Raw genomic sequence first — 22,962 nt, forward strand, 5'->3', positions numbered from 1 at the left:
TCTGAGGGGCAGGATCCTGGCTGCGCTCTCGGAGGTGCTCTATGTCGACGAGTCGGATCTCGTCGACGGCGATGCGACAGACCTGCGGGACCTGGGGCTGGACTCGGTTCGATTCGTGCTGTTGATGAAGCAACTCGGCATCGACCGGAATTCAGACATACCGCGGCGCCTGGCGGACAACCTGTCGATCGCCGGCTGGGTCGAGGAGTTGGAGAAGCTGGGTGAGCCTGTCTGAAGATCCTCATGCGCAACGGATTCCGCTGAGCCGATCGCAGCAGAACATCTACAACGGTGTGGTGCAGGACCATGATCCCCTCCTGTACCTGATCGGGAGGCGCTACCGGTTCCAGCCGACACCACAGCTGGAATTCCTGGCCGCTCTGCGGAAGACCATCTTCGCCAACCCTGTTCAGTTGTGTGTTCTGGTTGCGCCTTCCGATCCAGACGAGTATCCCGGCCTGGAGCTCCGGCTGGACGTCGATGACATCGTGCACGTGCGCGGCGATCACGACAGCGAATCGCTGACCTGTGAGTGGGAATCGGGCATCTTCGCAAAGCCGTTGGCGCGCTTCACCGTGCATCTCGACGACGCCGGAATGGTGTGTGGACTTGATGCCCAAGCGCACCACATCCTGCTCGACGGGGGAGCGATCGGCATTGTCGAAGCCCACCTGGGGCGCTTCCTCGCCGGTGACGGTTTGGCTGATATCGACTGCGTCCGTCAAGGTCTGTGCGGTGTCGCCGGCGCACACCGCCGAGAGGCGATCCAGATCGACGAATCGTTCGAGCGGCTGACCTCTGTCGTGCGGCGAGAGCTCAGCGCGGCCGCCGAGGAAGGGCGCCACGGACATGCCGCTGCCGACGCTGTGGTGACAGCGGCCAGGGGCAACCTCGTCGAATCCGACGTGATCACCGGGGAAGACTACGACCAGATCCTCGATCTGGCCGACCGCGAGAACGTCCCGCTCAACGTGCTCGTCGCGGCGGCGGCAACGGCAGTGGACGCGAGCATTCGGCACAGCACCGAATGCCTCCTGGTGCACGCGGTCGACAATCGCTTCGGTCATCCTGACCTCGATGTCGCTACATGCCTGGTCAATTCGATTGCGCAGCCTGTCCGGTTCTCGCCGCATGCATCGGTGATGGATGTGGTGCGCGCGGTGGACCGGGGCTATGTCAGAGCCGGCCGGCGCCGCTGGCTGCGCGAAGAGCACTACCGCCGGATGTATCTGGCGATCAATCGGACAACGTCCGTAGAGACGTTGGCGCTCAACTTCCTCCGTGAGCCGTGCGCGCCTGAGCTGTCGCCGTTCTTGTCCGACGCACCGGTGACGTCGGATATCGGCCCGATCGAGGGCATGACCGTGGCGGCGGTGCTCGACGAGCAACGCCGCGCGCTCACCCTCAACATCTGGAACAGAGCTGATGTGTCGCAGAACGGCGCCGGTCTGGCGCGCCGGGTCGCGGCCGCCCTGAGATCAATGACGACGATGTGGGATTCGCCAATCGCGATGACCGTGGGCGAATGGTGCGCGATCGCCGGTGACGGAGCACCGCGTTCGGTTACGGAAAACCCTGGACCCGAGGACCCTGAACCCGAGGGCTCGGTGGCATCCGCCTGGTTTCTCTATCGCCCCGAGTCCGTCGCGGAATGTCGTCGACGTCGTCCTCATGTGGATGCCTGGATCGCCGCGCTGCTTGAGATCAATGTGGCACCAGGCGATGTGGTGGTGTTCACCGACGACGACACGGACAAGACGATCGACCTCTTGATCGCATGTCACCTGGCGGGCTGTGGATACAGCGTCTGTGACGACAGCGATCAGGTGGTCGGGCGGGCCGAACGGATCAGCCGGTACGGCAACGGCATCTCAGCGCACATCATCGATGTGGAGGGGGCGGCCATCGCGCCGATCCTCGGCGGGGAGCGCCGGCGCCTGGTGGAGGCTCGCGTCGAACAGACGGCCGACGACCCGGACCTCGCCACCAGGACCGCCTACGTCATGCCTACGTCCGGATCGACCGGGGAACCCAAACTCGTGCACGTCAGCCATGGGTCGCTCGCGACGTTCTGTGCTGCGGTGACCAGGGCGTACGGCTGGGGGCCAGACGACACCATCCTCCAATGTGCGCCGCTGACATCCGATATTAGTGTCGAGGAAGTCTTCGGTGCCGCTGCCGGCGGGGCGACACTCATCCGCTCGGGCGCGGTGAAAGCCGGTGATCTGCAGGCGCTTACCAGGGATCTGATGGCCTGTAAGGCGACCGTAGTGGATTTGCCCACCGCGTTGTGGCAGCTCTGTTGCGAGGACGTCGACACCATGGCCGGCATCGGCCGCTCTCAGGTGCGGCAGATCGTGATCGGCGGCGAGGCCGTCCGTCCGGGTGCCGTCGACAAATGGGTCAATACCGCTGCCGCCGAGAATATTTCGCTGGTGTCGAGCTATGGCCCGACTGAGACCACGGTCGTGGTGACCTACCTGCCGATCGTCGATCGGGGCCGGGTGGTCGAACACGATGCGCGCCTTCGGCTGGGCCGGCCGCTCGTTCCGAACTCGGTGGTGATCGCATTCGGCGAGGTCGTGGTGGTGGGGGACATGGTGACCGAGGGCTATCTCGGAGTGGACAGCTCCAGTTTCGGCTGGGTCACCACAGCTGACGGCCGCCGGCAGCGTGCCTTCGCGACTGCCGACCGGGTGACGATGGACGGCGCCGGGTACCCGAGGTTCGCCGGCCGGAAAGACGCGCTCGTCAAGATCTCGGGCAAGCGGGTCGACACCGCCGTGATCACCAGTCGGATCGCGGCGGACCCGGTGGTCATCGATGTCGCCGTTGAACTGCACAACGGTGGTCTGGGGGTCTGGTTCGAGACGCTGCGGACCCGCGGTGGTGACGAAGACCCGGCCATGGCAGCACGTATCAGCAACGTCCTGGTGGATTCGCGGGTGCCATCCTTTGTCATTTCAGGCGTCGTGAGTATCCCCAGGAAACCCAATGGGAAGATCGACATCGCAAGGCTGCCGACATCGCCCGGTTCAGGACCGCACGGGCGGGTAGACCCCGAGGCCGGAGAACGGGCGGCCGGCCTTGCCCGAATGTGGAGCGCCCATCTGGGCCGGTCGATCACCCCCGGTGCATCGCTGCTGGGCGAGGGCATCGGGTCGCTGGACCTCGTCAGGATCCTGCCGGATACGCGCCGATTTCTTGGTCGGCAGGTGTCGATCCTCGATCTGATCAGTGCCGATACCGCAGCGAACCTGGTGAACGACCTGTCGGTGAGCGACGGGTGGATGGACAGCACCACCGCCGCGGAGATCGACCGTGATTTCACCGCACTGGCGACGCAGGACCGCCGCCCGGTGCCGGGCCCACGGCGATCATCGGGCAACCGGAGCGCTGAACCGATCCTGATCGTGGGCGCGTCCGGAATTCTGGGATGCGGGTTCGCGGAGGCGATCCTGGAGTTGACGCACTCCGGCGTGGCGCACCCGGATGTGGTGTTGGCCATGAGGTCAGCGCCGCCCGTCGACCGGGTCTGGACGGAGCTTCGGCACACGCCGGGTGTGCGCATCGAGCGCCTCGTCCCCGGGTTCAGTCCGGCCGAGTTGGGGGCGTTGATCCGGGAGACCGGGGCCGGCACCCTCGTCAACTGCATCGGCAACACCAAGGTGGTGGTCCCATACCGCGAACTCCGTTCAGCCAACGTGGAATTGGTGACCGCCATGGCTGAACAGTGCGCGGCTTCGGGTACCCGGTTGGTGCACCTGTCGACCTATGTCGTCAATGGAGATGTCACCGCAGCAGAGGTGGTCGACCCGCGTCAGGCTCCATACCCGTACGCGGCCTCTAAGGCGCTCGCGGAATTGGCGGTGGACGGGGTGAGCGCAGAGCTCGACTTCGCGATCGTGCGCTTACCCCGGGTCCTGGGGACGCCCGAACAGCTTCGTGGGTCCGCTGACATCCTGGCGTCGGTCGCCGACGCATGTCATGCACTGCAGGCCTATCCGGCGATTGAATTGACCGAAGAGGTGACGACCGGGCACGCGGCGGCAGGGAGCATTCTCGGCAGGTTGCCTGAGTTCGGCGGACCTGACGAGTTGGGCTGCGGGATCGATGTGATGCGCGGGCAGGCAGTCGTGTACCGGGAGTTGCTCGAAACCGTGGCCTCCGAAGAGGTCGACAGTCGCGAATGGAAGCGTCGGTTGGACGAAAGCGATTGGGCGAGGGCCAATCCGCGCCGCTGGTCGGTGATCGACGCTTGGATCGGATTGGGTGTGAAGCTCGGTGGACGCACCTATGCGGAGTACCTGGCCGCATACCCGGCTCTGCCGTTGGGCATCCACACCGTCGGTGAACTCGTGGCGACACCGCCGCCGGTGCAGGCACTGCTCGCCCAGGGATGTTCGGGAACTCGACGCGGTTGTCCGACGACCAATCAACGAGACACCACATGACAGTGAGGGATGGCAGTGACAGACGTAGCCGCACACAGTGCCGAGGCACCAGGCACCCGACAGATCCGCCTCGACGTGACGGGCATGTCCTGCGGTGCGTGCTCACGCCGGCTGGAGAAGGCGCTGAATGCGATCGAGGGAGTGGACGCCTCGGTCGACATCTCCACCAAGATCGCCACCGTCGATGCCCGTCACGACATCAGTGTCGCCGACCTCTGTGAGGCGGTTGAACAGGCCGGATACCGCGCCGAAGAGCGCATCGCCGGTAACGACGACTCGTGTTCGCCGGACGCGCCGGCCCAGAAAAGTCCCTCGATGGTGGCCAGGGCCATCCGCTGGGTGACCGTCGGGCACATGGGCGGCTGAATTTCTGCCGGGAACTGTCGGCGTGGCGCGAACGACCACTTCTATCGAGGACCGTTCGACCGCTGAGGAGCCATGGGCGAGAACCCGTCGACATCCACCGATGAGACACCGACGCCGGAGGCGCCGACCTCGCCACCGGTGGGGACAGCGCCCTACCGCGCGTTCCTGCTGCGCCTGCACTTCTATGCGGGGATCTTCGTCGGGCCGTTCCTGCTGATCGCCGCGGTCAGCGGCGGGCTCTACGCCATCGCGCCCACCATCGAGCAGTTCGTCTACCGCGACCAGCTTCAAACGAACAGCAGCGGCGACATGCTGCCGGTGGCCGAACAGGTCCGGGCCGCCCAGGCGCAGCGACCCGAGTTGACGGTCACCGCAGTGCGCCCGGCGTCCGGGCCCGGTGAGACCACGCGGGTCATGTTCGATGATCCGTCGCTGGGTGAGTCCGAGCGTCATGCTGTGTTCATCGACCCGGTGACCACCGTCTCGCGGGGAGAGCTCACGGTCTACGGCAGCAGCGGTGCGCTGCCGCTGAGGACTTGGATCGATCAGTTGCACCGCAGCCTGCACCTCGGGGAACCGGGTCGTCTGTACAGCGAACTGGCGGCCTCGTGGCTTTGGCTGATCGCGCTGGCCGGGATGTTCCTGTGGTGGAACAGATATCGGGGCACTCCGCGGCCCGGCGACCCGAAGCCCAGACTGCTGACGCTCGACCGCACCGCCCGGGGGAGGACGCGGACACTGAACTGGCATGGGGCGGTGGGGGTCTGGATCGCGGTCGGATTGCTGTTCCTGTCGGCGACGGGACTGACCTGGTCACGGTTCGCCGGCGACAACGTCACCGCGCTGCGGGCGGCGTTGTCGTGGACAACCCCGACCGTGTCGACGGCGATCGACGGCGCCCCGGCAGCAGCTCACCAGCACGGTGAACCGTTGGTCGGTGACATCGACCGGGTACTGAAGGCAGCCCGTCAGGCGGGTGTCGGCGGCGACGTCGAGGTCGGCATCCCCTCGAACTCACACACCGCGTTCACCGTGGCGCAGATCCGGCAGCCGTGGGTGATGTCGAACAACACGGTCGCCGTCGACGCAGCTTCCGCGACGGTGACCGACACATCGTGGTTCGCCGACTGGCCACTGGCGGCCAAGCTCTCCGCCTGGGGCATTCAGCTGCACATGGGGCTGCTGTTCGGGATCGCCAACCAGCTCGTGCTGCTGGGCCTGGCACTCGCGTTGGTCGCCGTGATCGTGCGCGGTTACCTGTTGTGGTGGCAGCGACGCCCCACCGCCGGCGGCCGGCCGGTGGGTCCTGCGCCGCGGCGCGGTGTGCTCACCGGACTACCGCCAGGGGCAGCGGTGGCCGTGGTCCTCGCGGTCGCCGCGGTCGGCTGGTTCATCCCGCTGTTGGGGGTCAGCCTGGTCGTGTTCGTAGCGGTGGACGTCGCGGTGGGATGGCGACAGCACCGCAGGCAGGGGCGGGGGCGCTAGCCGGTCAGATCGTCGCGTTCGGCGGCCGCGATCAGATCTTCGCGAGCGCGGGCCACGCGGGACCGAATGGTGCCGACCGGGCAGCCGCACACCTCGGCGGCTTCGGCATAGGACAACCCGAGCACCTGGGTCAGCAGCAGAGCGTGCCGGCGGTCGGGATCCAGGCCGTCCAGCAAGAGCCGGATCTCCACCATCTTCTCGAACCCCCCGACGGGGCGGTAGCTTTCGAGCACCTGCTCGACGTCCACGCCGTGCTGGGTGCGCGGCCGGCTCTGCTTGTGCCGAATCTGGTCGACGACCACCCGCCGCGCGATCGACAGCAGCCAGGTGCGGGCAGACGACCGGCCACTGAACCGGGGGAGCGCGGTGATGGCGCGCATGAAGGTCTCTTGGGTCAGGTCGTCGGCCGACCCGGAATCCCCCAGATAGGCCACGGTTCGCCAGACGTCGGTCTGGGTGGCCCGGATGAATTGCTCGAGCGCGGCCGAATCACCGCGGCCGGCGGCGAAGGCCAGCCGCGTAACGTGGTCCTCGCCGCGTTCGGTAGTCACGGTCATCGACACTATTCGATCCCGCCCGGGAACTCGGCAGCGGCCCGGAACGACTATCTATATCGGTGATGTACGCCACCGAGCTGGTGGCTGATCTATTGGGAGTGGTCGTGACGACAGCAACTGTCCCCGGCGAGGACGTGACCCAGCGCATAGCGCTGGACGTCACCGGAATGTCGTGCGGGGCCTGTGCTGCCCGCGTGGAGAACAAACTCAACAAGGTCGACGGGGTGCGGGCGTCAGTGAACTTCGCCACACGCGTCGCCACGGTCGAGGCTGCCCCCGAGGTCGGTGTCGAACAATTGTGTGCGGTCATCGAGCGAGCCGGTTACCAGGCGGCCCCCCGGGTCGAGCGATCCACCACCGACGTCGACCCGGACGCCGACCATGCGCGCAGCCTGCTCCTGCGGCTCGCCATCGCCGCCGTGTTGTTCATCCCGCTGGCCGATCTCTCGGTGATGTTTGCCGTGGTGCCCGACACCCGATTCGCCGGGTGGCAGTGGGTGCTCACGGCGTTGGCGGCACCGATCGTGACGTGGGCCGCATGGCCGTTCCACCGCGCAGCGCTTCGCAACGCGCGGCGCGGAACCTCCACCATGGAGACCTTGATCTCCATCGGCGTCACCGCCGCCACGGTGTGGTCGATGTACACGATCTTCTTCGATCACCAGACCTATCACGCCGCGGGCGTCTGGCAGGCCCTGCTCGGCAGCGACGCCATCTATCTGGAGGTCGCCGCGGGGGTGACGGTTTTCGTGCTCGCGGGCCGCTATTTCGAGGCCAGGGCACGCTCGCGGGCCGGGGGAGCGCTGCGGGCGCTGGCCGCGCTCGGCGCCAAGACGGTGACGGTGCTGCTGGCCGACGGCGGCGAACTCGTATTGCCCGCCGACGAGCTCAAAGAAGGACAGCGATTCGTCGTCCGGCCCGGTGAGGCCATCACGGCTGACGGCCTGGTGGTGTCCGGCGCGGCCGCCGTCGACGTCAGCGCCATGACCGGGGAGTCGAAACCGGTACAGACGCAACAAGGTTCGAGCGTCGTCGGCGGCACTGTCGTACTCGACGGGCGGTTGATCGTCGAAGCCGCCGCGGTGGGGCCGGACACCAGGTTTGCCGGGATGGTCCGGCTCGTGGAGCAGGCGCAGGCCCAGAAGGCCGACGCGCAGAGACTGGCCGATCGCATCGCCTCGGTGTTCGTGCCGTGTGTGCTGGTGATCGCGGCGGCCACCGCCTTCGGCTGGCTGTTGGCCGACGGCGATGTCAACCGAGCGGTATCGGCCGCCCTGGCGGTGCTGGTGATCGCCTGCCCGTGCGCCCTGGGGCTGGCCACGCCGACGGCGATGATGGTGGCCTCGGGCCGGGGAGCCCAGCTGGGCATATTCCTCAAGGGACATCGCGCCCTGGAGGCGATCCGTGCGGTCGATACCGTCGTGTTCGACAAGACCGGCACCCTGACCACGGGGCAACCTCAGGTCATCACCGTCACCGTGGCCGAGGGATGGACCGAGGATGGGGTCCTCGGGCATGCGGCCGCCGTCGAGTCGGCCTCCGAACATCCGGTGGCGCATGCCATCGTGACGGCTCGCGCCGGTCGCGAGATCGCCGAGGTCCAGGAGTTCCAGGCATTCGCCGGCCACGGTGTGGCCGGCTCGGTGGACGGGGCGGCCGTGGTGGTCGGGCGTCCGGCTTGGGTGACCCGCGACCGGGTGGTATCGGCCAACCTCGCGGCTGCCCGCAAGGCGGGCGAATCCGCCGGTCAGACCGTGGTATTCGTCGCGTGCGGTGACACCGTGTGCGGTGCCATCTGCATCGCCGATGCCGTCAAGGAGTCGGCGGCGGGTGCGGTCGAGCAGCTGCACACCCAGGGCATGAAAACGATGCTGTTGACCGGAGACAACGCCGCGACGGCCGCCGCGATAGGGGCGGCCGTGGGAATCGACGATGTGGTCGCCGAGGTACTGCCCGAGGACAAGGTCGGCGCGATCGAGAAACTGCGCGAGCAGGGCCGGGTGGTGGCCATGGTCGGCGACGGGATCAACGATGGTCCCGCGTTGGCCTGTGCTGATCTGGGCCTGGCCATCGGCCGAGGGACCGATGTGGCCATAGGCGCCGCTGACATCATCCTCGTCCGCGACAACCTCGATTCGGTCCCGCAGGCGCTGGGCCTGGCCAGGGCGACGATGCGGACCATCAGGGTCAACATGATCTGGGCCTTCGGGTACAACGTCGCTGCGATTCCGATCGCCGCGGCCGGCCTGCTGAATCCGCTGATCGCGGGCGCGGCGATGGCGGTGTCGTCGTTCCTGGTGGTGTCGAACAGCCTGCGGCTGCGCAATTACGGCAAGGTCCAAGCGAATTCGTTGCGGGATTCGGACGTTCAACCGCCGGCGCCGGCCGGCGCCGCGCGCATGTCCGGCTGAGACGAGTCCAGCGGGACCAGGCAGATACCCAACCAGGTCGCGGTCAACGCCGCAGCGCTCAGGGTGCCCACTGCCGCCGGAACCCAGGAGGCGGTGTGGGCGGTGTGATGCCACCAGAATGCGCCCGCACCGTCAACACTGGCCAGCGCCGACGCGCATGTCGCAAGACAGCACCACCGAAATCGGCGTCGCACCAGAGCGAAAGCCGACACCGAAGCCGCGAGAGTGAACAGGGCGGTCGCCACCAGCGATATCCAGTGACCGTTGCGCGTTGCGCCGGCGGGTACTTCGCCGGTGGCCTGCAAGACCACGGCTGTCGCCGCCAAGCCGGTGGCAAGTGCCGCCACGACTCGGGCCCGCGCGGTGCTGATCCACACGTCCTCGAACACCCGGCGCTCGATGGCCCGCAACTCGGATTCGACCGTGGCTGCGATATCCCTTGATGTCACCGAGATACCCCGCTCATCAATGTATTCGACGGTCCGGAGGCGAGCAGCGCATTGCGTTCGCTGGGCGTCAGACCACCCCAGATACCGTGCTGTTCGGCAGCGGCGAGTGCATGGTCACGACATGCCGAGAGGACGGGGCAATCTTCGCACAGCTGCTTGGCCCGCTGAATTCTGCGGGCCCGGGTGGGCCGGTCTTCGCCATCTGCGCCGAAGAACATCGCCTGGTCGAAATTTCGGCACCTGCCGAGCTGCTGCCAGTCCCACAGCTCGACGCGGGGCACGGGCAACTGGTGTGACTGGTGCATGCGCAGCACATCCTCTACGTCTCGTCGTTCTGCCGATCGGCGACCTGGGGGATCGACGGATGGTGGTGCGGCGTAGGTCTCGATCGCCTCAGTGATTGGTCGGGAACACGGCGGCATTAGTTCCTTTTGCGGCCTGACCGGGACCTGCTGGGCGTAGCCTCATATGCATGACCAGCAATGAAACAGTCGAGTCGGCGAAGTGCGACAACCCGAACTGTAAGTGTGAGAACTGCACCTGCGGGAGCAATTGCACCTGCGGTTCTGGCGCCGCCGACTAGTTGTGATGTCCAGGGGCGCTGTCCTGTTGGGTATCGGTCAGCCTGTGTGACAGGTGCAGGCTTCCGGCCCGGACGATTCGGTTCAGCTTGGGGCGCGGCTCAGCGACGGTTACGGGAAAGTTCGTGCAGCATCGCGTTGTACGCATCGAGCTCGTCGTCGTACCCGCGATCGCTGTGGCGATCCTCACGTGCTCCCGCCCGGCGATCCTGACGCGCCCACTGGGCCACCAGGGCGATCACCACGATGAGCACCGGCAGCTCGCTCGAACCCCACGCGATGGCGCCGCCGAGGTGTTGGTCATCCGAAATGCTCTGCAACCAAGGCAGATTGACAGACCGGTAGAAACTCTCACCGAGCGATGACGTCATCGTCATGGTGGCGATGCCGAAGAAGGCGTGGAACGGCATCACGGCGAAAAGAAGCCCGAGCCGCCCGAGGAAGGGGAGTCGTCTCGGTCCGGGGTCGATCCCGATGATTCCCCAGTAATACAGGTAGCCGGTCAGCAGGAAGTGCACGCTCATGAACTCGTGGCCCCAGTGATACCGGATCAAGGTGTCGAACAACGGGGTGAAATAGACGAGGTACAGCGACCCGACGAACAATATGAAAGCCGTCACCGGATGCGACAGGAACCGCGTCACCGGCGCATGCACGAACCACACCAACCATTCACGTGGCCCCGGCGTTCCGCCTTTCGCCGCGGCGGGCAGGACTCGTAGCGCGAGCGTGACGGGGGCCCCGAGCACCAGTAGTACGGGGACGAACATGTTCAGCGCCATGTGCTCACCCATGTGCACGCTGAACATCGCCGATCCGTAGGCACGCACTCCGGAGCTCGTGGTGATCAGCAGTGCTGCACAACCCAGGCACCAGGCAACAGTGCGTCCCACCGGCCACTGGTCACCGCGTCGCCGCAGCCGTGTCACCGCGATGAGATAACCCACCGCAAGGGCGATGGCTGTCGTCCCGATCAGCGGATCGAACCTCCACTCCGTGACGAGGCTGACCGGGCTCGGGGGTGAGTCGAGCTGGTAGCCCAAAAATATGTCCCACGTTGAGAACTCGTGAACGGTGAACCGGGGCGGTACGCCGCTCGCGGCGAGCGTCAGCGCAGCGGTGACGACGATCATCGCGCCCGCAGACACGGCGTCGACCCACCGCGACGGGGCACGACGCGTCAGAAGAAGCGCCCCGTCGCCGACCCACACCAGTACCAGCAGCACACCGGCGACGGCCACGGCCCGCCCGTAGGCAGATCCCAGGATCGGTAGTCCGCCCAGCATCAGCGTGGCCAGCACGGCACCGTAGATGATGGCGACCGCTCCGCACGTCAGCTGCAGCATCTGGACCCGGCGCCGGAACGCGACGTCTCGCAATACGGCGGAAGTGATTTTCGTTCCGGCCAGGACCGCGACCGCCACTGAGAAGACGATCACGGCACTGGTGGCGATGTCATGATCCGGGCCCTGTCCGGCATTGCCCGTCACGGCTACCGCGACCACCCCGATCAACGCCGGCAGCAGTGCCACGCAATGACCCATCCAGTGGAGGGTGAACCGCACGCCGACCGCCAACACCAGCGCGCATATCGCTGTCACGCACCAGCCGCGCGCGACCTCTGATGCCGCGATGGTGCTGCCGAGGCCGGGTCCGGCGACCAGCCGGCCGATGGGAATTCCCGCGTCGGCGGACGCCGAGACGACGACCATCGCGGAGGCGCAACAGGCCCAGACGATGGCGATGCGTTCGACGAGCAGATGCGCCGCGAAGGACACCGTGTCGATTCGCCCGTCCTCGCGAGGTGTCGCGGTCGTCACGATCCAGACGAGCGCTCCGAGGCACAGCGCGCCCGCCAGGGTGCCCGCCCAGTGCCCGAACAACCGGGCTGCGCTGGTGGCCGGTCCCGGGTCGGCGATCCCTGCCGCGGCCAGCCGTTGTGCGCCCAGGTGCACGGCGCTCACGGACAACACCGCAGTGCACCCTGTGACGATGCCGAGCAGTGTCAGGCGTTCCCGCCACACCCCGGCCGCAGTGGACATGCGCACACGCGCCATAGTCGAACCGGCCTTCCGCCGCGCAAACGAGTCAAACGTCGCGGCCATGCGATTCTACGACAATGCGTCGTAGTGCTGATGGGCGCGGGAACTTCGGCGCCCGCATCCGCGACCAACAACGGGGGACGACCGTCCCCACACACGTGTAGACAGGACCCGGAATGATCGCCGATCTTGCGCTCCGCTGGGCGGTAACGGTGTTGTTCGCCTTCAGCGCGCTTGAGTGCACCTTCGCGTTGATGGGTTCTCGCGGCCGCCCGGGCACTGCGGTGAGTCAGCTGCTCCATTTGGCGATGGCCATCGCGATGATGGTGATGGCCTGGCCGCGTGGGGCCGAGCTGCCCACGCTGGGCCCGATGTACTTCTTCCTGGGCGCCGCTGCCTGGTTCCTGGCCGGATTGCTGAGGTCCGGGACGACCCAGGGGCGGGTGGCCGACGGCTATCACGCCGCGATGATGCTGGCGATGGCCTGGATGTATGCCGTGATGAACGGCAATGTGCTTGGGCACCAAGCAGAAACGGCCGCCGCGGGTAGCCACGGCGCGCACGCGATGCACATGACGGGGCACCATGGCGGCGGTGCGGCGATGGCGATGGAACAGGTCTCGGTGCAGCCGCCCTGGATCCCTGCCATCAACTGGCTGTTGACCATCGGCTTCGTGATCGCCGCCACGTTGTGGCTGTACCGCTACTTCGCGGCACGTCACGGGGCCGAAACGCCGCCGTTCTCGCACTTCGGCACACTGTGCCGGGCAATGATGGCCGCCGGGATGGCGATCATGTTCGGCGTGATGCTGTAGCCGCTCAGGCGGCCGGGTCGTCGGCGGCGCGGAGGTGACGCCGGGGCGGTGTGGCTGGGCGCGATTCGTCATCGTCACCACGTGCCCGGGGTGATGGGTCATGCGAATGCTCGGCGCGCGACGCCAAGATCGACACGATCGCTGCCAACGCCACCGGCACATGACTCAGCACCCGGACCGGAGTCACCAGCCCCGCCAGCGCGTCTGACACCACGTAATACGCGAGGAATCCGCAGTAGATCGCCAGCACGCAGGCGAGACCGGGCGCGATCCGACGGCGGAAGGCCATCGCCACTGTCGCGATTCCCAGTGCCGCCGACCACGCCGTGGACTCATTGAGCAGGTGGGCTCCGCTGGCCGACCCGTGATGTGCGGCGACCATACCGAAATTCATGCCGACCGCCTGCGCGACCGCCAAACTCACCTGGGCGATCCCGATGACGACGATCGCGGTGGTCAGCAGATGCCGGCTCAGCCGGTTCCAGAGGCCGCCCAGCGCACCGGGCTTCTGGTTCGGGCGTCCACTCACCGCGCCGATCAATCCGTTGTTGGCCAGGTCGCGCAATTGCAGCCCCAGCGCTTCGGCCCGGTCGTACCAGTCGGCACACTCCGGGCAGTCACGTAGATGCTCGTCGACGCGCGCAGAGGGGACCGGCTCACGCTCCCCATCGAGGCGCGCCGAAAGCGCCTCTCGTGCCACCACGCAGTCCACCGGGCCATTCTCCCGCATTGGTCTCGGTGATTGCACATCTGCTCGGCCCACAACCACGAACGCCGACAGCGCCGGTCACACCGTCGGCGAGTACGGCAGATTGCTGCTGGTCTGCGGGTCGACATGCACCGGCCTGCCCACATAGGGAAAGGCCCGTTGCGGGCAGGCCGGACGGTCGCAGATCCGGCAGCCCGCTCCGATGGGCACCGTGGCTTCGGGATCGCTCAGATCGATGCCCACCGAATAGACGAGCTTGTCGGCATGGCTCAGATCGCAGCCGAGCCCGATGGCGAAACTCTTGGGCGTACCCCGGTACCGGCTCGGTGCTGATGCCGACGTTCTTGCGATCCAGAAATAGCTCCGGCCGTCAGGCATCTGAGCGACCTGGGTCAAGAACTCGCCTGGACGGGAGAACGCTTGGTGCACTACCCACAGCGGACAGTTGCCGCCCACCCGGGAAAAGTGAAAAGCAGTGGCGGACTGGCGTTTCGATATGTTTCCCGCGCTGTCGGTACGGACGAAGATGAACGGGACCCCACGCGCATCCGGCCGCTGCAGGGTCGACAGGCGATGGCAGATGGTCTCGAATCCCACCTCGAAGCGGCGGGCGAGCTGATCGATGTCGTACCGCAACTCCTCGGCGGCGGACAGGAACATGCGGTAGGGCAGCAATAGGGCGCCGGCGAAATAGTTGGCAAGCCCGATCCGCGCGACGTCCTTTGCCTCCGAGCTCAATTGGTCATCGGTGGCGACGATGGAGTTGATCAGTTCAGAGTGCAGCAACAAGGCGATCTGGGTGGCCAGCTGGAATGCGCGTTGGCCGGGCAGTAACCACCGGGCCACATGCAGCGTCCCGGCCTCGGGCTGGTACCGGCGTTTCACGCTGGAGCCCAGGACATCTCCGTTGTCCACGATCACCGAGACGCCGAACTCGGTGGACAGCAGATCGGCCAATTGCCGGTCGAGCCCGCCGACCTGGAGGCGGTGCCGGGCAAAGAGATCCTCGGCGGCGCGGTCGAGGACGTCGATGTAATTGCGCCGGTCGTAGAAGAAGTCACGCACCTCTTCGAACGGCATCGGCTGCTGGGTACCGGCTTGCGCATCCAGGTTGGTCCGGCCGTGGACCGCCTCCAGTTCGGCGGTGGCGTCGTGCAGGCGGCGATGCATGCTCACCATGGCCTGGCCGACCTCGGGCATGCGCGCCACGAGCTCCTCGATCTGGGCGGTCGTGGCGCCGTCGGCGAGGACTTCGCGCAGGTCAGACACCAACCGCGCGTCGGCGTCGGGGGCGAAGTACTGGGTCGGTAGGTCGAAGCGATCGGACAGCGCCAACAACACGGGGACCGTGATCGGCCGCTGGTCGTTCTCGAGTTGGTTGACGTAGCTCGTCGACAGTCCCAGCGCGCGCGCCAGCGCGACCTGTGTAAGGCCTCTCTCGTCGCGTAGCCGTCGCAGACGGGCGCCGGCGAATGTCTTGGTCACCGGTGACGAGGCTACCCCGATCTGGTTTCACAACATTTGCAAAAGCGGCCGCCAAAGGACACAAAAATACGCATTTACAGGTGGTTTCCCTGGTGACCGCGTCTGCGTACCGTGCGGAACATGCTTGAACATGACGTCAGAACCCGGCGCAGTGCCGAAGACTTCCCGCGCAGTGAACACCTGGCTTGGAAGATCGCCGAGATCGCCGCCGACCCGGTGGCCGTGCTGCCCGAGACCGAGGCGATGGTGATCAACCGCATCATCGACAACGCCGCGGTGTCGGCCGCGTCGGTGATCCGCCGGCCCGTGACGGTGGCCCGGGCCCAGGCACTGGCCCACCAGGCACCGCGCGGTGCCACCGTGTTCGGCGTCGACGGCACGGTTTCGCCCGAATGGGCGGCCTGGGCCAACGGCGTCGCGGTTCGCGAACTGGACTTCCACGACACGTTCCTGGCCGCCGAGTACTCCCATCCGGGTGACAACATCCCCGCGCTCGTCGCCGTGGCACAGCAACTCGGCGTGAACGGCGCTGATCTGATCCGCGGCATCGCCACCGCCTACGAGGTGCAGGTCGATCTGGTCAAGGGAATCTGCCTGCACAAGCACAAGATCGACCATGTCGCCCACCTCGGGCCGTCGGTTGCCGCCGGCCTGGGCGCCATGCTGCGGCTGGATCCCGAAACCATCTACGCGGCAATCGGTCAGTCGTTGCACCTGACCACCGCAACCCGCCAGTCGCGCAAGGGACTGATCTCCAGCTGGAAGGCCTACGCGCCGGCATGGGCAGGAAAGGTGGCCATCGAGGCCGTGGACCGCGCGATGCGCGGCGAAGGGTCGCCCGCGCCCATCTGGGAGGGTGAGGACGGTGTGATCGCCTGGATGCTCGCAGGTCCCGAGCACACCTACCAGGTTCCGCTGCCCGCCCCGGGCGAACCCAAACGCGCCATCCTGGACACGTACACCAAGGAGCACTCGGCGGAGTACCAGAGCCAGGCGCCGATCGACCTGGCCCGCCGCATGCGCGAGCGTATCGGCGACCTGGATCAGATCGCCACGATCGTGCTGCACACCAGCAACCACACGCATGTGGTGATCGGTACCGGATCCAACGATCCGCAGAAATTCGATCCGGACGCGTCCCGCGAGACCCTGGACCACTCGGTGATGTACATCTTCGCCGTCGCGTTGCAGGACGGCACCTGGCACCACGAGCGGTCTTACGCCCCCGAGCGGGCTCACCGTCCCGACACCATCGAACTGTGGCGCAAGATCTCCACCGTGGAGGATCCGGAGTGGACCCGGCGCTACCACTCGAACGACCCGACCGAGAAGGCGTTCGGTGCCAAGGCAATCATCACCCTCAAGAGCGGTGAGACGATCGTGGACGAACTCGCGGTCGCCGATGCGCATCCGCTCGGAGCCCGTCCCTTCGAACGCGAACAGTACGTCGCGAAGTTCGCCGAACTGGCCGAGGGCGTCGTCGAAGCCGAAGAGCAGCAACGGTTCCTGTGCGCGGTCCAGAACGTTTCGGCGGCCAAGTCCGGTGGGCTCGGTGCGCTCAACGTCCGGGTCGATCCGCGGGTGTTGGACAAGGCGCCGACGATCCCCTCGGGGATATTTCGATGACGGGGCTACTCGGCTCCGAGGTCCCGGCCTCGGAGAAGCGCCGGAAGTTTCGTCGAGGCCTGGAGTCGGGGCGGCTCCTGCGTTTTCCCGGTGCGTTCTCCCCGCTGGTGGCCAAGCTCGTCGCGCAGATCGGTTTCGACGGCGTCTACGTTTCCGGTGCGGTGCTGTCCGCCGACCTGGGTCTGCCCGACATCGGGTTGACGACGCTGACAGAAGTGGCGGGCCGTGGCGCCCAGATCGCTTCAGCCACAGACCTTCCGACGTTGATCGACGCCGACACCGGATTCGGCGAACCGATGAGTGCGGCCCGAACGGTGACGTTGCTCGAAGACGCGGGCCTGACCGGACTGCACCTCGAAGATCAGGTCAATCCCAAGCGATGCGGGCATCTCGACGGGAAAGCAGTGGTGGAGACTTCCGAGATGGTCAAGCGGCTGCGCGCCGCTGTCTCGGCGCGGCGTGACCCGGACTTCATCATCTGCGCCCGCACCGACGCTGCGGGGATCGAGGGGATCCCCGCAGCGATCGACCGGGCCAAGGCCTACGCCGGCGCGGGGGCCGACCTGATCTTCACCGAGGCGCTGCACACTCCGGCGGATTTCGAGCAGTTCCGGGAAGCGGTCGATGTTCCGCTGCTGGCCAACATGACCGAGTTCGGAAAATCCGAGCTGCTGACGACCCGGCAGTTGTCCGAGATCGGCTACAACATGGTGATCTACCCGGTGACCACGCTGCGCTTGGCGATGCACGCAGTCGAGGTAGGACTGCGTGAAATCGCTTCGGCAGGAACACAATCCGGACTGATCGATCAGATGCAGCATCGAAGCCGGCTGTATGAGCTCCTGCGCTACCACGACTACAACCAGTTCGACTCGGACATCTACAATTTCTCGCTGCAAGGGGCGACAGCATGACCGTTACCGCGAACGACACAGTCAAGCCGAGTATCCACAAGGGTCTGGCCGGTGTGGTGGTCGATACCACCGCCATCTCCAAGGTTGTCCCGGAGACCAACTCGCTGACCTATAGAGGCTACGCGGTGCAGGATCTGGCTGCGCACTGCAGCTTCGAGCAGGTCGCCTACCTGCTGTGGCACGGGGAACTCCCCACAGATCAGGAACTGGGGCTGTTCTCGCAGCGCGAGCGGGCTTCTCGGCGCATCGACCGCTCGATGCAATCACTATTGGCCAAGATTCCCGACAACTGCCATCCGATGGACGTGGTCCGGACCGCAATCAGCTATCTCGGCGCCGAGGATCCCGAGGAGGACGACAGCAGCCCGTCCGCCAACTTCGCCAAGTCGTTGCGGATGTTCGCGGTGCTGCCCACCATCGTCGCCGCCGATATGCGCCGGCGGCGGGGATTGGAGCCGATCGCGCCGCACAGCCACCTGGGCTACTCGGAGAATTTCCTCAACATGTGCTTCGGCGAAGTGCCGGATCCGGTGATCGTCAAGGCTTTTGAGCAGTCGATGATCCTCTACGCCGAGCACAGCTTCAACGCCTCCACCTTCGCGGCGCGCGTGGTCACCTCAACGCAGTCCGATATCTACAGCGCCGTTACGGCCGCCATCGGGGCTTTGAAGGGGTCGCTCCACGGCGGCGCCAATGAGGCAGTGATGCACGACATGCTTGAGATCGGCAGCGCCGATCGCGCCGCGGAATGGTTGCACGGCAAGTTGACCCGCAAGGACAAGGTGATGGGGTTCGGTCACCGGGTCTACAAGAGTGGCGATTCCCGGGTGCCCACCATGAAGGCCGCGCTGGCCAGTGTGTCCGAGGTTCGCGACGGTCGGCGGTGGCTGGACATCTACGACCGCCTGGAGCAGAACATGCTCGCCGCCACCGGGATCAAGCCCAACCTCGACTTCCCGACCGGGCCGGCCTACTACCTGATGGGATTCGATATCCCAAGCTTCACACCGCTGTTCGTGATGAGCCGGATCACCGGCTGGACCGCCCACATCATGGAGCAGGCCGGGTCGAACGCCCTCATCCGGCCGCTCAGTGACTACAGCGGGCATCCACAGCGGGCGCTGACCTAGTACCAGCAAGCTCGGAAAGGAAACAGTGGTCGACAAGGTTCTGGTCGCCAACCGCGGAGAGATCGCCATCCGCGCGTTTCGCGCGGCCTACGAGCTCGGTCTCGCAACGGTCGCGGTCTATCCGTACGAGGACCGTAATTCTCAGCACCGGTTGAAGGCTGACGAGTCGTATCAGATAGGTGAGGAAGGACATCCCGTCCGGGCCCATCTTTCGGTCGACGAGATCATCCGGGTTGCTCTCCACGCGGGCGCCGACGCGATCTATCCCGGTTATGGGTTTCTCTCGGAGAACCCCGAGTTGGCCAGGGCATGCGATCAGGCCGGTATCGCGTTTGTGGGGCCTTCGGCCGACGTGCTGGAGCTGACCGGCAACAAGGCCCGCGCCGTCGCCGAGGCCCGTAAGGCCGGACTGCCGGTGCTGGCATCGTCGGACCCGTCGAGTTCGGTGTCCGAGTTGCTGGCCGCCGCCGAGGCGATGAGTTTCCCGCTGTTCGTCAAGGCCGTCGCCGGTGGCGGTGGCCGGGGGATGCGGCGGGTCAACGACGTGGGCGATCTGAAGGAGGCGATCGAGGCCGCCAGCCGGGAAGCGCAGTCGGCGTTCGGGGATCCCACGGTGTTCCTCGAGCAGGCAGTGATCAACCCGCGCCACATCGAGGTGCAGATCCTGGCGGATACTCAGGGCAACGTGATCCACCTCTTCGAACGGGACTGCAGCCTGCAGCGGCGCCACCAGAAAGTCATCGAGCTGGCGCCCGCCCCCAATCTGGATCCTCATCTGCGGGAACGGATCTGTGCCGACGCGGTGGCGTTCGCCCGCCAGATCGGGTACTCGTGCGCGGGTACGGTGGAATTCCTGCTCGATGAGCAGGGACGGCACGTGTTCATCGAGTGCAATCCCCGGATCCAGGTCGAGCACACGGTGACCGAGGAAATCACCGATGTCGACCTGGTGTCGTGTCAGCTGCGCATCGCGGACGGGGCGTCGTTGTCCGATCTCGGACTCGCCCAGGACGCGTTGAAGATTCGCGGTGCTGCCCTGCAGTGCCGGATCACCACTGAAGATCCCAGCAACGGATTCCGTCCCGATACCGGCCGCATCACCGGATATCGCTCACCCGGTGGCGCCGGCGTCCGACTGGACGGCGGCACCAACCTCGGGGCCGAGGTGTCGGCGCATTTCGATTCGATGCTGGTGAAGCTGACCTGCCGCGGCCGCGACTTCCCGACGGCGGTGGCCCGCGCTCGCCGCGCCGTGGCGGAGTTCCGGATCCGCGGACTATCGACCAACATCCAGTTTCTGGCCGCGGTCCTGGAGGACCCCGAATTCGTCGCCGGGAGGGTGACAACGTCGTTCATCGAGCAGCGGCCCCAGCTGCTCACCGCGCGCGCCAGCGCCGACCGCGGCACCAGGATTCTCAATTATCTGGCCGATGTCACCGTCAACCAGCCGCATGGTCCCCGTCCGTCAGCGGTCTACCCGCGCGACAAGCTTCCCGCGTGCGACTTGAGCGTGGCTCCACCCCCGGGTTCCAAGCAGCGCCTGACCGAGCTCGGCCCTGACGGTTTCGCCCGATGGCTGCGCGACAGCAGCGCAATCGGCGTGACCGACACCACCTTTCGCGATGCGCATCAATCGCTGCTGGCCACCCGGGTGCGCACCAGTGGACTGCTGCGCGTCGCGCCCTACATCGCCCGCACGATGCCGCAGCTGCTGTCCGTCGAATGCTGGGGCGGTGCCACCTACGACGTCTCATTGCGGTTCCTCAAGCAGGATCCCTGGGAGCGGCTTGCGGCGTTGCGCGAAGCGCTGCCCAACATCTGCCTGCAGATGTTGTTGCGGGGGCGGAACACGGTGGGCTACATACCGTATCCGGAATCGGTGACCCACGCGTTCGTCGACGAGGCCGCGGCCACCGGTGTCGACATTTTCCGGATCTTCGACGCACTGAACAACGTGAAGTCGATGCGCCCGGCGATCGACGCGGTCCGCGGCACCGGCACGGCGGTCGCGGAAGTCGCGATGTCCTACACCGGAGATCTGTCTGATCCGCGTGAATCGCTCTACACGCTGGACTATTACCTCTTCCTGGCCGAGCAGATCGTCGAGTCCGGCGCGCATGTTCTGGCCATCAAGGACATGGCGGGCCTGCTGCGGGCGCCTGCGGCCACGACGCTGGTGTCTGCTCTGAAATCGCGGTTCGATCTGCCCGTGCATGTGCACACCCACGACACCCCGGGCGGCCAGTTGGCCACCTATGTCGCGGCGTGGAATGCCGGTGCCGATGCCGTCGACGGTGCGGCAGCTCCGCTGGCCGGAACCACGAGTCAGCCGGCGTTGTCCTCGATCGTGGCCGCCGCTGCGCACACCACCTACGACACCGGGCTGTCACTGGACGCGGTGTGTGACCTTGAGCCGTACTGGGAAGCTCTGCGCCGGGTCTACGCACCATTCGATGTCGCGGTTGCCTGTCCTTCATTTCCCACGGGGCGCGTGTACACCCACGAGATTCCGGGCGGGCAGCTGAGCAATCTGCGTCAGCAGGCCATCGCGCTCGGTCTGAGCGGTCGCTTCGATGACATCGAGGCGAACTACGCTGCGGCGGACCGGATGTTGGGCCGGCTGGTGAAGGTCACCCCGTCGAGCAAGGTGGTGGGCGATCTGGCACTGGCGATGGTCGGCGCGGGCATCGATGCCGACGACTTCGCCTCCGACCCGGCTCGCCACGACATCCCCGACAGTGTGATCGGGTTCCTGCGGGGTGAGCTGGGGGACCCTGCCGGCGGTTGGCCGGAACCGTTGCGCACCAAGGCTCTGCACGGCCGGGATCCGGCCAAGCCGATCCAAGAGTTGTCCGCCGAGGACGAAACGGTGCTGGCTGCGCCGGGGCCGAAGCGTCAGGCGACCTTGAACCGGCTGCTGTTCCCTGGCCCCACAGCCGAATTCGAGGCGCATCGAGATGAGTACGGCGATACCTCGCGGCTGAGTGCCAATCAGTTCTTCTACGGGTTGCGGCACGGCGAGGAGCACCGGGTCAAACTCGAACCCGGGGTCGAATTGCTGATCGGGCTGGAGGCGATCTCCGAACCCGACGAGCGGGGGATGCGCACGGTGATGTGCATCCTCAACGGACAACTACGACCGATTGTGGTGCGGGACCGCAGTATCAGCGGCGGGGCCCCAGTAGCCGAGAAGGCCGATCGGGCCAATCCGGCCCACATCGGTGCTCCCTTCACCGGCGTGGTCACGGTCAACGTCTCCGAAGGCGATACCGTCGAGACCGGTCAATCCATCGCCACCATCGAGGCCATGAAGATGGAGGCGACCATCACTGCGCCTGAATGCGGCACGGTCAAAAGGATCGCGATTGCGCAGACCGCGCAGGTCGAAGGTGGCGACCTTCTCGTCGTCGTCGGTCAGTAGGTCGACCGCGGGATCGGCCATGCGGTCGAGGAGGCGGCCTGGGCCTGACCGCGGCCCCAAAATCGGCTCACGAGAAATTTTGTGAATTGAGGCAGTCGTCGGTGCCGGCTGCCTACACGGACTTGGCTGTGACGTGACCCGCGGGGCCGAAAACCGACCACAACCGCCCAGGCTGCTGCGCGGCGCTGTTCGCCATGATCTTCCCGCCGCGTTGCTACCGCACTCACAGCAACTTCACAGTTGGGCGTGTTGGTGCGAAGCCGGTGCATGCGTTGCGGAGAGCGCGAAAAGCGCTGTTGTACTGCGCGTTTGAAATTGACGCCGAATTTTCCTGGCGGTGGTGAGTCGTCTCGCGCGCCGCGTTGAGTGCCGAAAGGGACGCCCCACCGCCGGAAAAGTATTGGTTAGTCTCACCTCGCTGATCTGAGGAGGCTGCGGGTCGGGGCGTGGCGCACACCTATTGGTGGCGCCCCCTGACTCGCACCGTGGACAGGGGGACTTGGCTTTGACGTGTGAT

General features: G+C 66.2%; 16 protein-coding genes. 10 read left to right on the top strand and 6 right to left on the bottom strand.

All coding sequences use genetic code 11. The features are described 5' to 3' along the window. Nucleotide 1: 1 nt before the first annotated feature. The 4 genes from BN2156_RS01170 (at nt 2) to BN2156_RS01185 (ending at nt 6,305) form a co-directional block, all read left to right on the top strand. Nucleotides 2-235 (top strand): acyl carrier protein, encoded by a 234-nt coding sequence (locus tag BN2156_RS01170; protein WP_090515312.1) that lies wholly within the window; start codon nt 2-4, stop codon nt 233-235. After that, nucleotides 222-4,454 (top strand): AMP-binding protein, encoded by a 4,233-nt coding sequence (locus tag BN2156_RS01175; protein ID WP_162490707.1) that lies wholly within the window; start codon nt 222-224, stop codon nt 4,452-4,454. The genes BN2156_RS01170 and BN2156_RS01175 overlap by 14 nt, the downstream gene beginning before the upstream one ends. A 15-nt stretch (nt 4,455-4,469) precedes the next feature. Beyond that, nucleotides 4,470-4,820 carry a heavy-metal-associated domain-containing protein gene (locus BN2156_RS01180; protein WP_235625182.1) on the top strand — a complete coding sequence of 117 codons (351 nt, stop codon included), beginning with the start codon at nt 4,470-4,472 and terminating at the stop codon, nt 4,818-4,820. A gap of 72 nt (nt 4,821-4,892) precedes the next feature. After that, nucleotides 4,893-6,305 carry a PepSY-associated TM helix domain-containing protein gene (locus tag BN2156_RS01185; protein ID WP_090509347.1) on the top strand — a complete coding sequence of 471 codons (1,413 nt, stop codon included), beginning with the start codon at nt 4,893-4,895 and terminating at the stop codon, nt 6,303-6,305. Here the strand turns inward: BN2156_RS01185 and sigC are convergent. Then, nucleotides 6,302-6,862: an RNA polymerase sigma factor SigC gene (gene sigC / locus BN2156_RS01190; RefSeq protein ID WP_090515318.1), complete on the bottom strand. Its 561-nt coding sequence runs from the start codon at nt 6,860-6,862 to the stop codon at nt 6,302-6,304. The genes BN2156_RS01185 and sigC overlap by 4 nt on opposite strands. A gap of 62 nt (nt 6,863-6,924) precedes the next feature. Between sigC and BN2156_RS01195 the strand changes: the two genes are divergently transcribed. Further along, on the top strand, nt 6,925-9,273 hold the full coding sequence (locus BN2156_RS01195) for a heavy metal translocating P-type ATPase (RefSeq protein WP_264035236.1): 2,349 nt from the start codon (nt 6,925-6,927) through the stop codon (nt 9,271-9,273). Here BN2156_RS01195 and BN2156_RS01200 read toward each other — a convergent pair. The 3 genes from BN2156_RS01200 to BN2156_RS01210 all read right to left on the bottom strand — a co-directional run bounded on the left by BN2156_RS01200 (nt 9,231) and on the right by BN2156_RS01210 (nt 12,360). Further along, nucleotides 9,231-9,722: a hypothetical protein gene (locus tag BN2156_RS01200; RefSeq protein WP_090509349.1), complete on the bottom strand. Its 492-nt coding sequence runs from the start codon at nt 9,720-9,722 to the stop codon at nt 9,231-9,233. The genes BN2156_RS01195 and BN2156_RS01200 overlap by 43 nt on opposite strands. Further along, nucleotides 9,719-10,027, bottom strand: a complete 309-nt coding sequence (locus tag BN2156_RS01205; protein ID WP_090515320.1) for a WhiB family transcriptional regulator — start codon at nt 10,025-10,027, stop codon at nt 9,719-9,721. The genes BN2156_RS01200 and BN2156_RS01205 overlap by 4 nt, the downstream gene beginning before the upstream one ends. Nucleotides 10,028-10,404: 377 nt before the next feature. Next, on the bottom strand, nt 10,405-12,360 hold the full coding sequence (locus tag BN2156_RS01210; protein WP_407661583.1) for a cytochrome c oxidase assembly protein: 1,956 nt from the start codon (nt 12,358-12,360) through the stop codon (nt 10,405-10,407). Nucleotides 12,361-12,521: 161 nt separating this feature from the next. Here BN2156_RS01210 and BN2156_RS01215 point away from each other — a divergent pair, with 161 nt between their 5' ends. Then, on the top strand, nt 12,522-13,160 hold the full coding sequence (locus BN2156_RS01215) for a DUF5134 domain-containing protein (protein ID WP_090509352.1): 639 nt from the start codon (nt 12,522-12,524) through the stop codon (nt 13,158-13,160). A 4-nt stretch (nt 13,161-13,164) separates the two neighbouring features. Here BN2156_RS01215 and BN2156_RS01220 read toward each other — a convergent pair whose 3' ends face one another. Both BN2156_RS01220 and BN2156_RS01225 read right to left on the bottom strand, forming a co-directional pair. Then, on the bottom strand, nt 13,165-13,890 hold the full coding sequence (locus tag BN2156_RS01220; RefSeq protein WP_090509355.1) for a DUF2275 domain-containing protein: 726 nt from the start codon (nt 13,888-13,890) through the stop codon (nt 13,165-13,167). Nucleotides 13,891-13,947: 57 nt separating this feature from the next. After that, the gene (locus BN2156_RS01225; protein ID WP_090509357.1) at nt 13,948-15,354 is read right to left on the bottom strand and encodes a short-chain fatty acyl-CoA regulator family protein; all 1,407 of its coding nucleotides are present in this window, start codon (nt 15,352-15,354) and stop codon (nt 13,948-13,950) included. A 120-nt stretch (nt 15,355-15,474) separates the two neighbouring features. Here BN2156_RS01225 and prpD point away from each other — a divergent pair, with 120 nt between their 5' ends. The 4 genes from prpD to BN2156_RS01245 are packed head-to-tail and all read left to right on the top strand — an operon-like array spanning nt 15,475 to nt 22,445. Next, nucleotides 15,475-16,980 carry a 2-methylcitrate dehydratase PrpD gene (gene prpD, locus BN2156_RS01230; protein WP_162490708.1) on the top strand — a complete coding sequence of 502 codons (1,506 nt, stop codon included), beginning with the start codon at nt 15,475-15,477 and terminating at the stop codon, nt 16,978-16,980. After that, the gene (gene prpB, locus BN2156_RS01235; RefSeq protein WP_090509363.1) at nt 16,977-17,894 is read left to right on the top strand and encodes a methylisocitrate lyase; all 918 of its coding nucleotides are present in this window, start codon (nt 16,977-16,979) and stop codon (nt 17,892-17,894) included. Before prpD ends, prpB begins: the two co-directional genes overlap by 4 nt. After that, nucleotides 17,891-19,024 carry a bifunctional 2-methylcitrate synthase/citrate synthase gene (locus BN2156_RS01240; RefSeq protein ID WP_090509366.1) on the top strand — a complete coding sequence of 378 codons (1,134 nt, stop codon included), beginning with the start codon at nt 17,891-17,893 and terminating at the stop codon, nt 19,022-19,024. The genes prpB and BN2156_RS01240 overlap by 4 nt, the downstream gene beginning before the upstream one ends. A gap of 25 nt (nt 19,025-19,049) precedes the next feature. Next, nucleotides 19,050-22,445: a pyruvate carboxylase gene (locus BN2156_RS01245; protein ID WP_090509369.1), complete on the top strand. Its 3,396-nt coding sequence runs from the start codon at nt 19,050-19,052 to the stop codon at nt 22,443-22,445. The last annotated feature ends 517 nt before the right edge of the window (nt 22,446-22,962 follow it).

Source organism: Mycolicibacterium neworleansense (assembly GCF_001245615.1).
GTDB lineage: Bacteria > Actinomycetota > Actinomycetes > Mycobacteriales > Mycobacteriaceae > Mycobacterium > Mycobacterium neworleansense.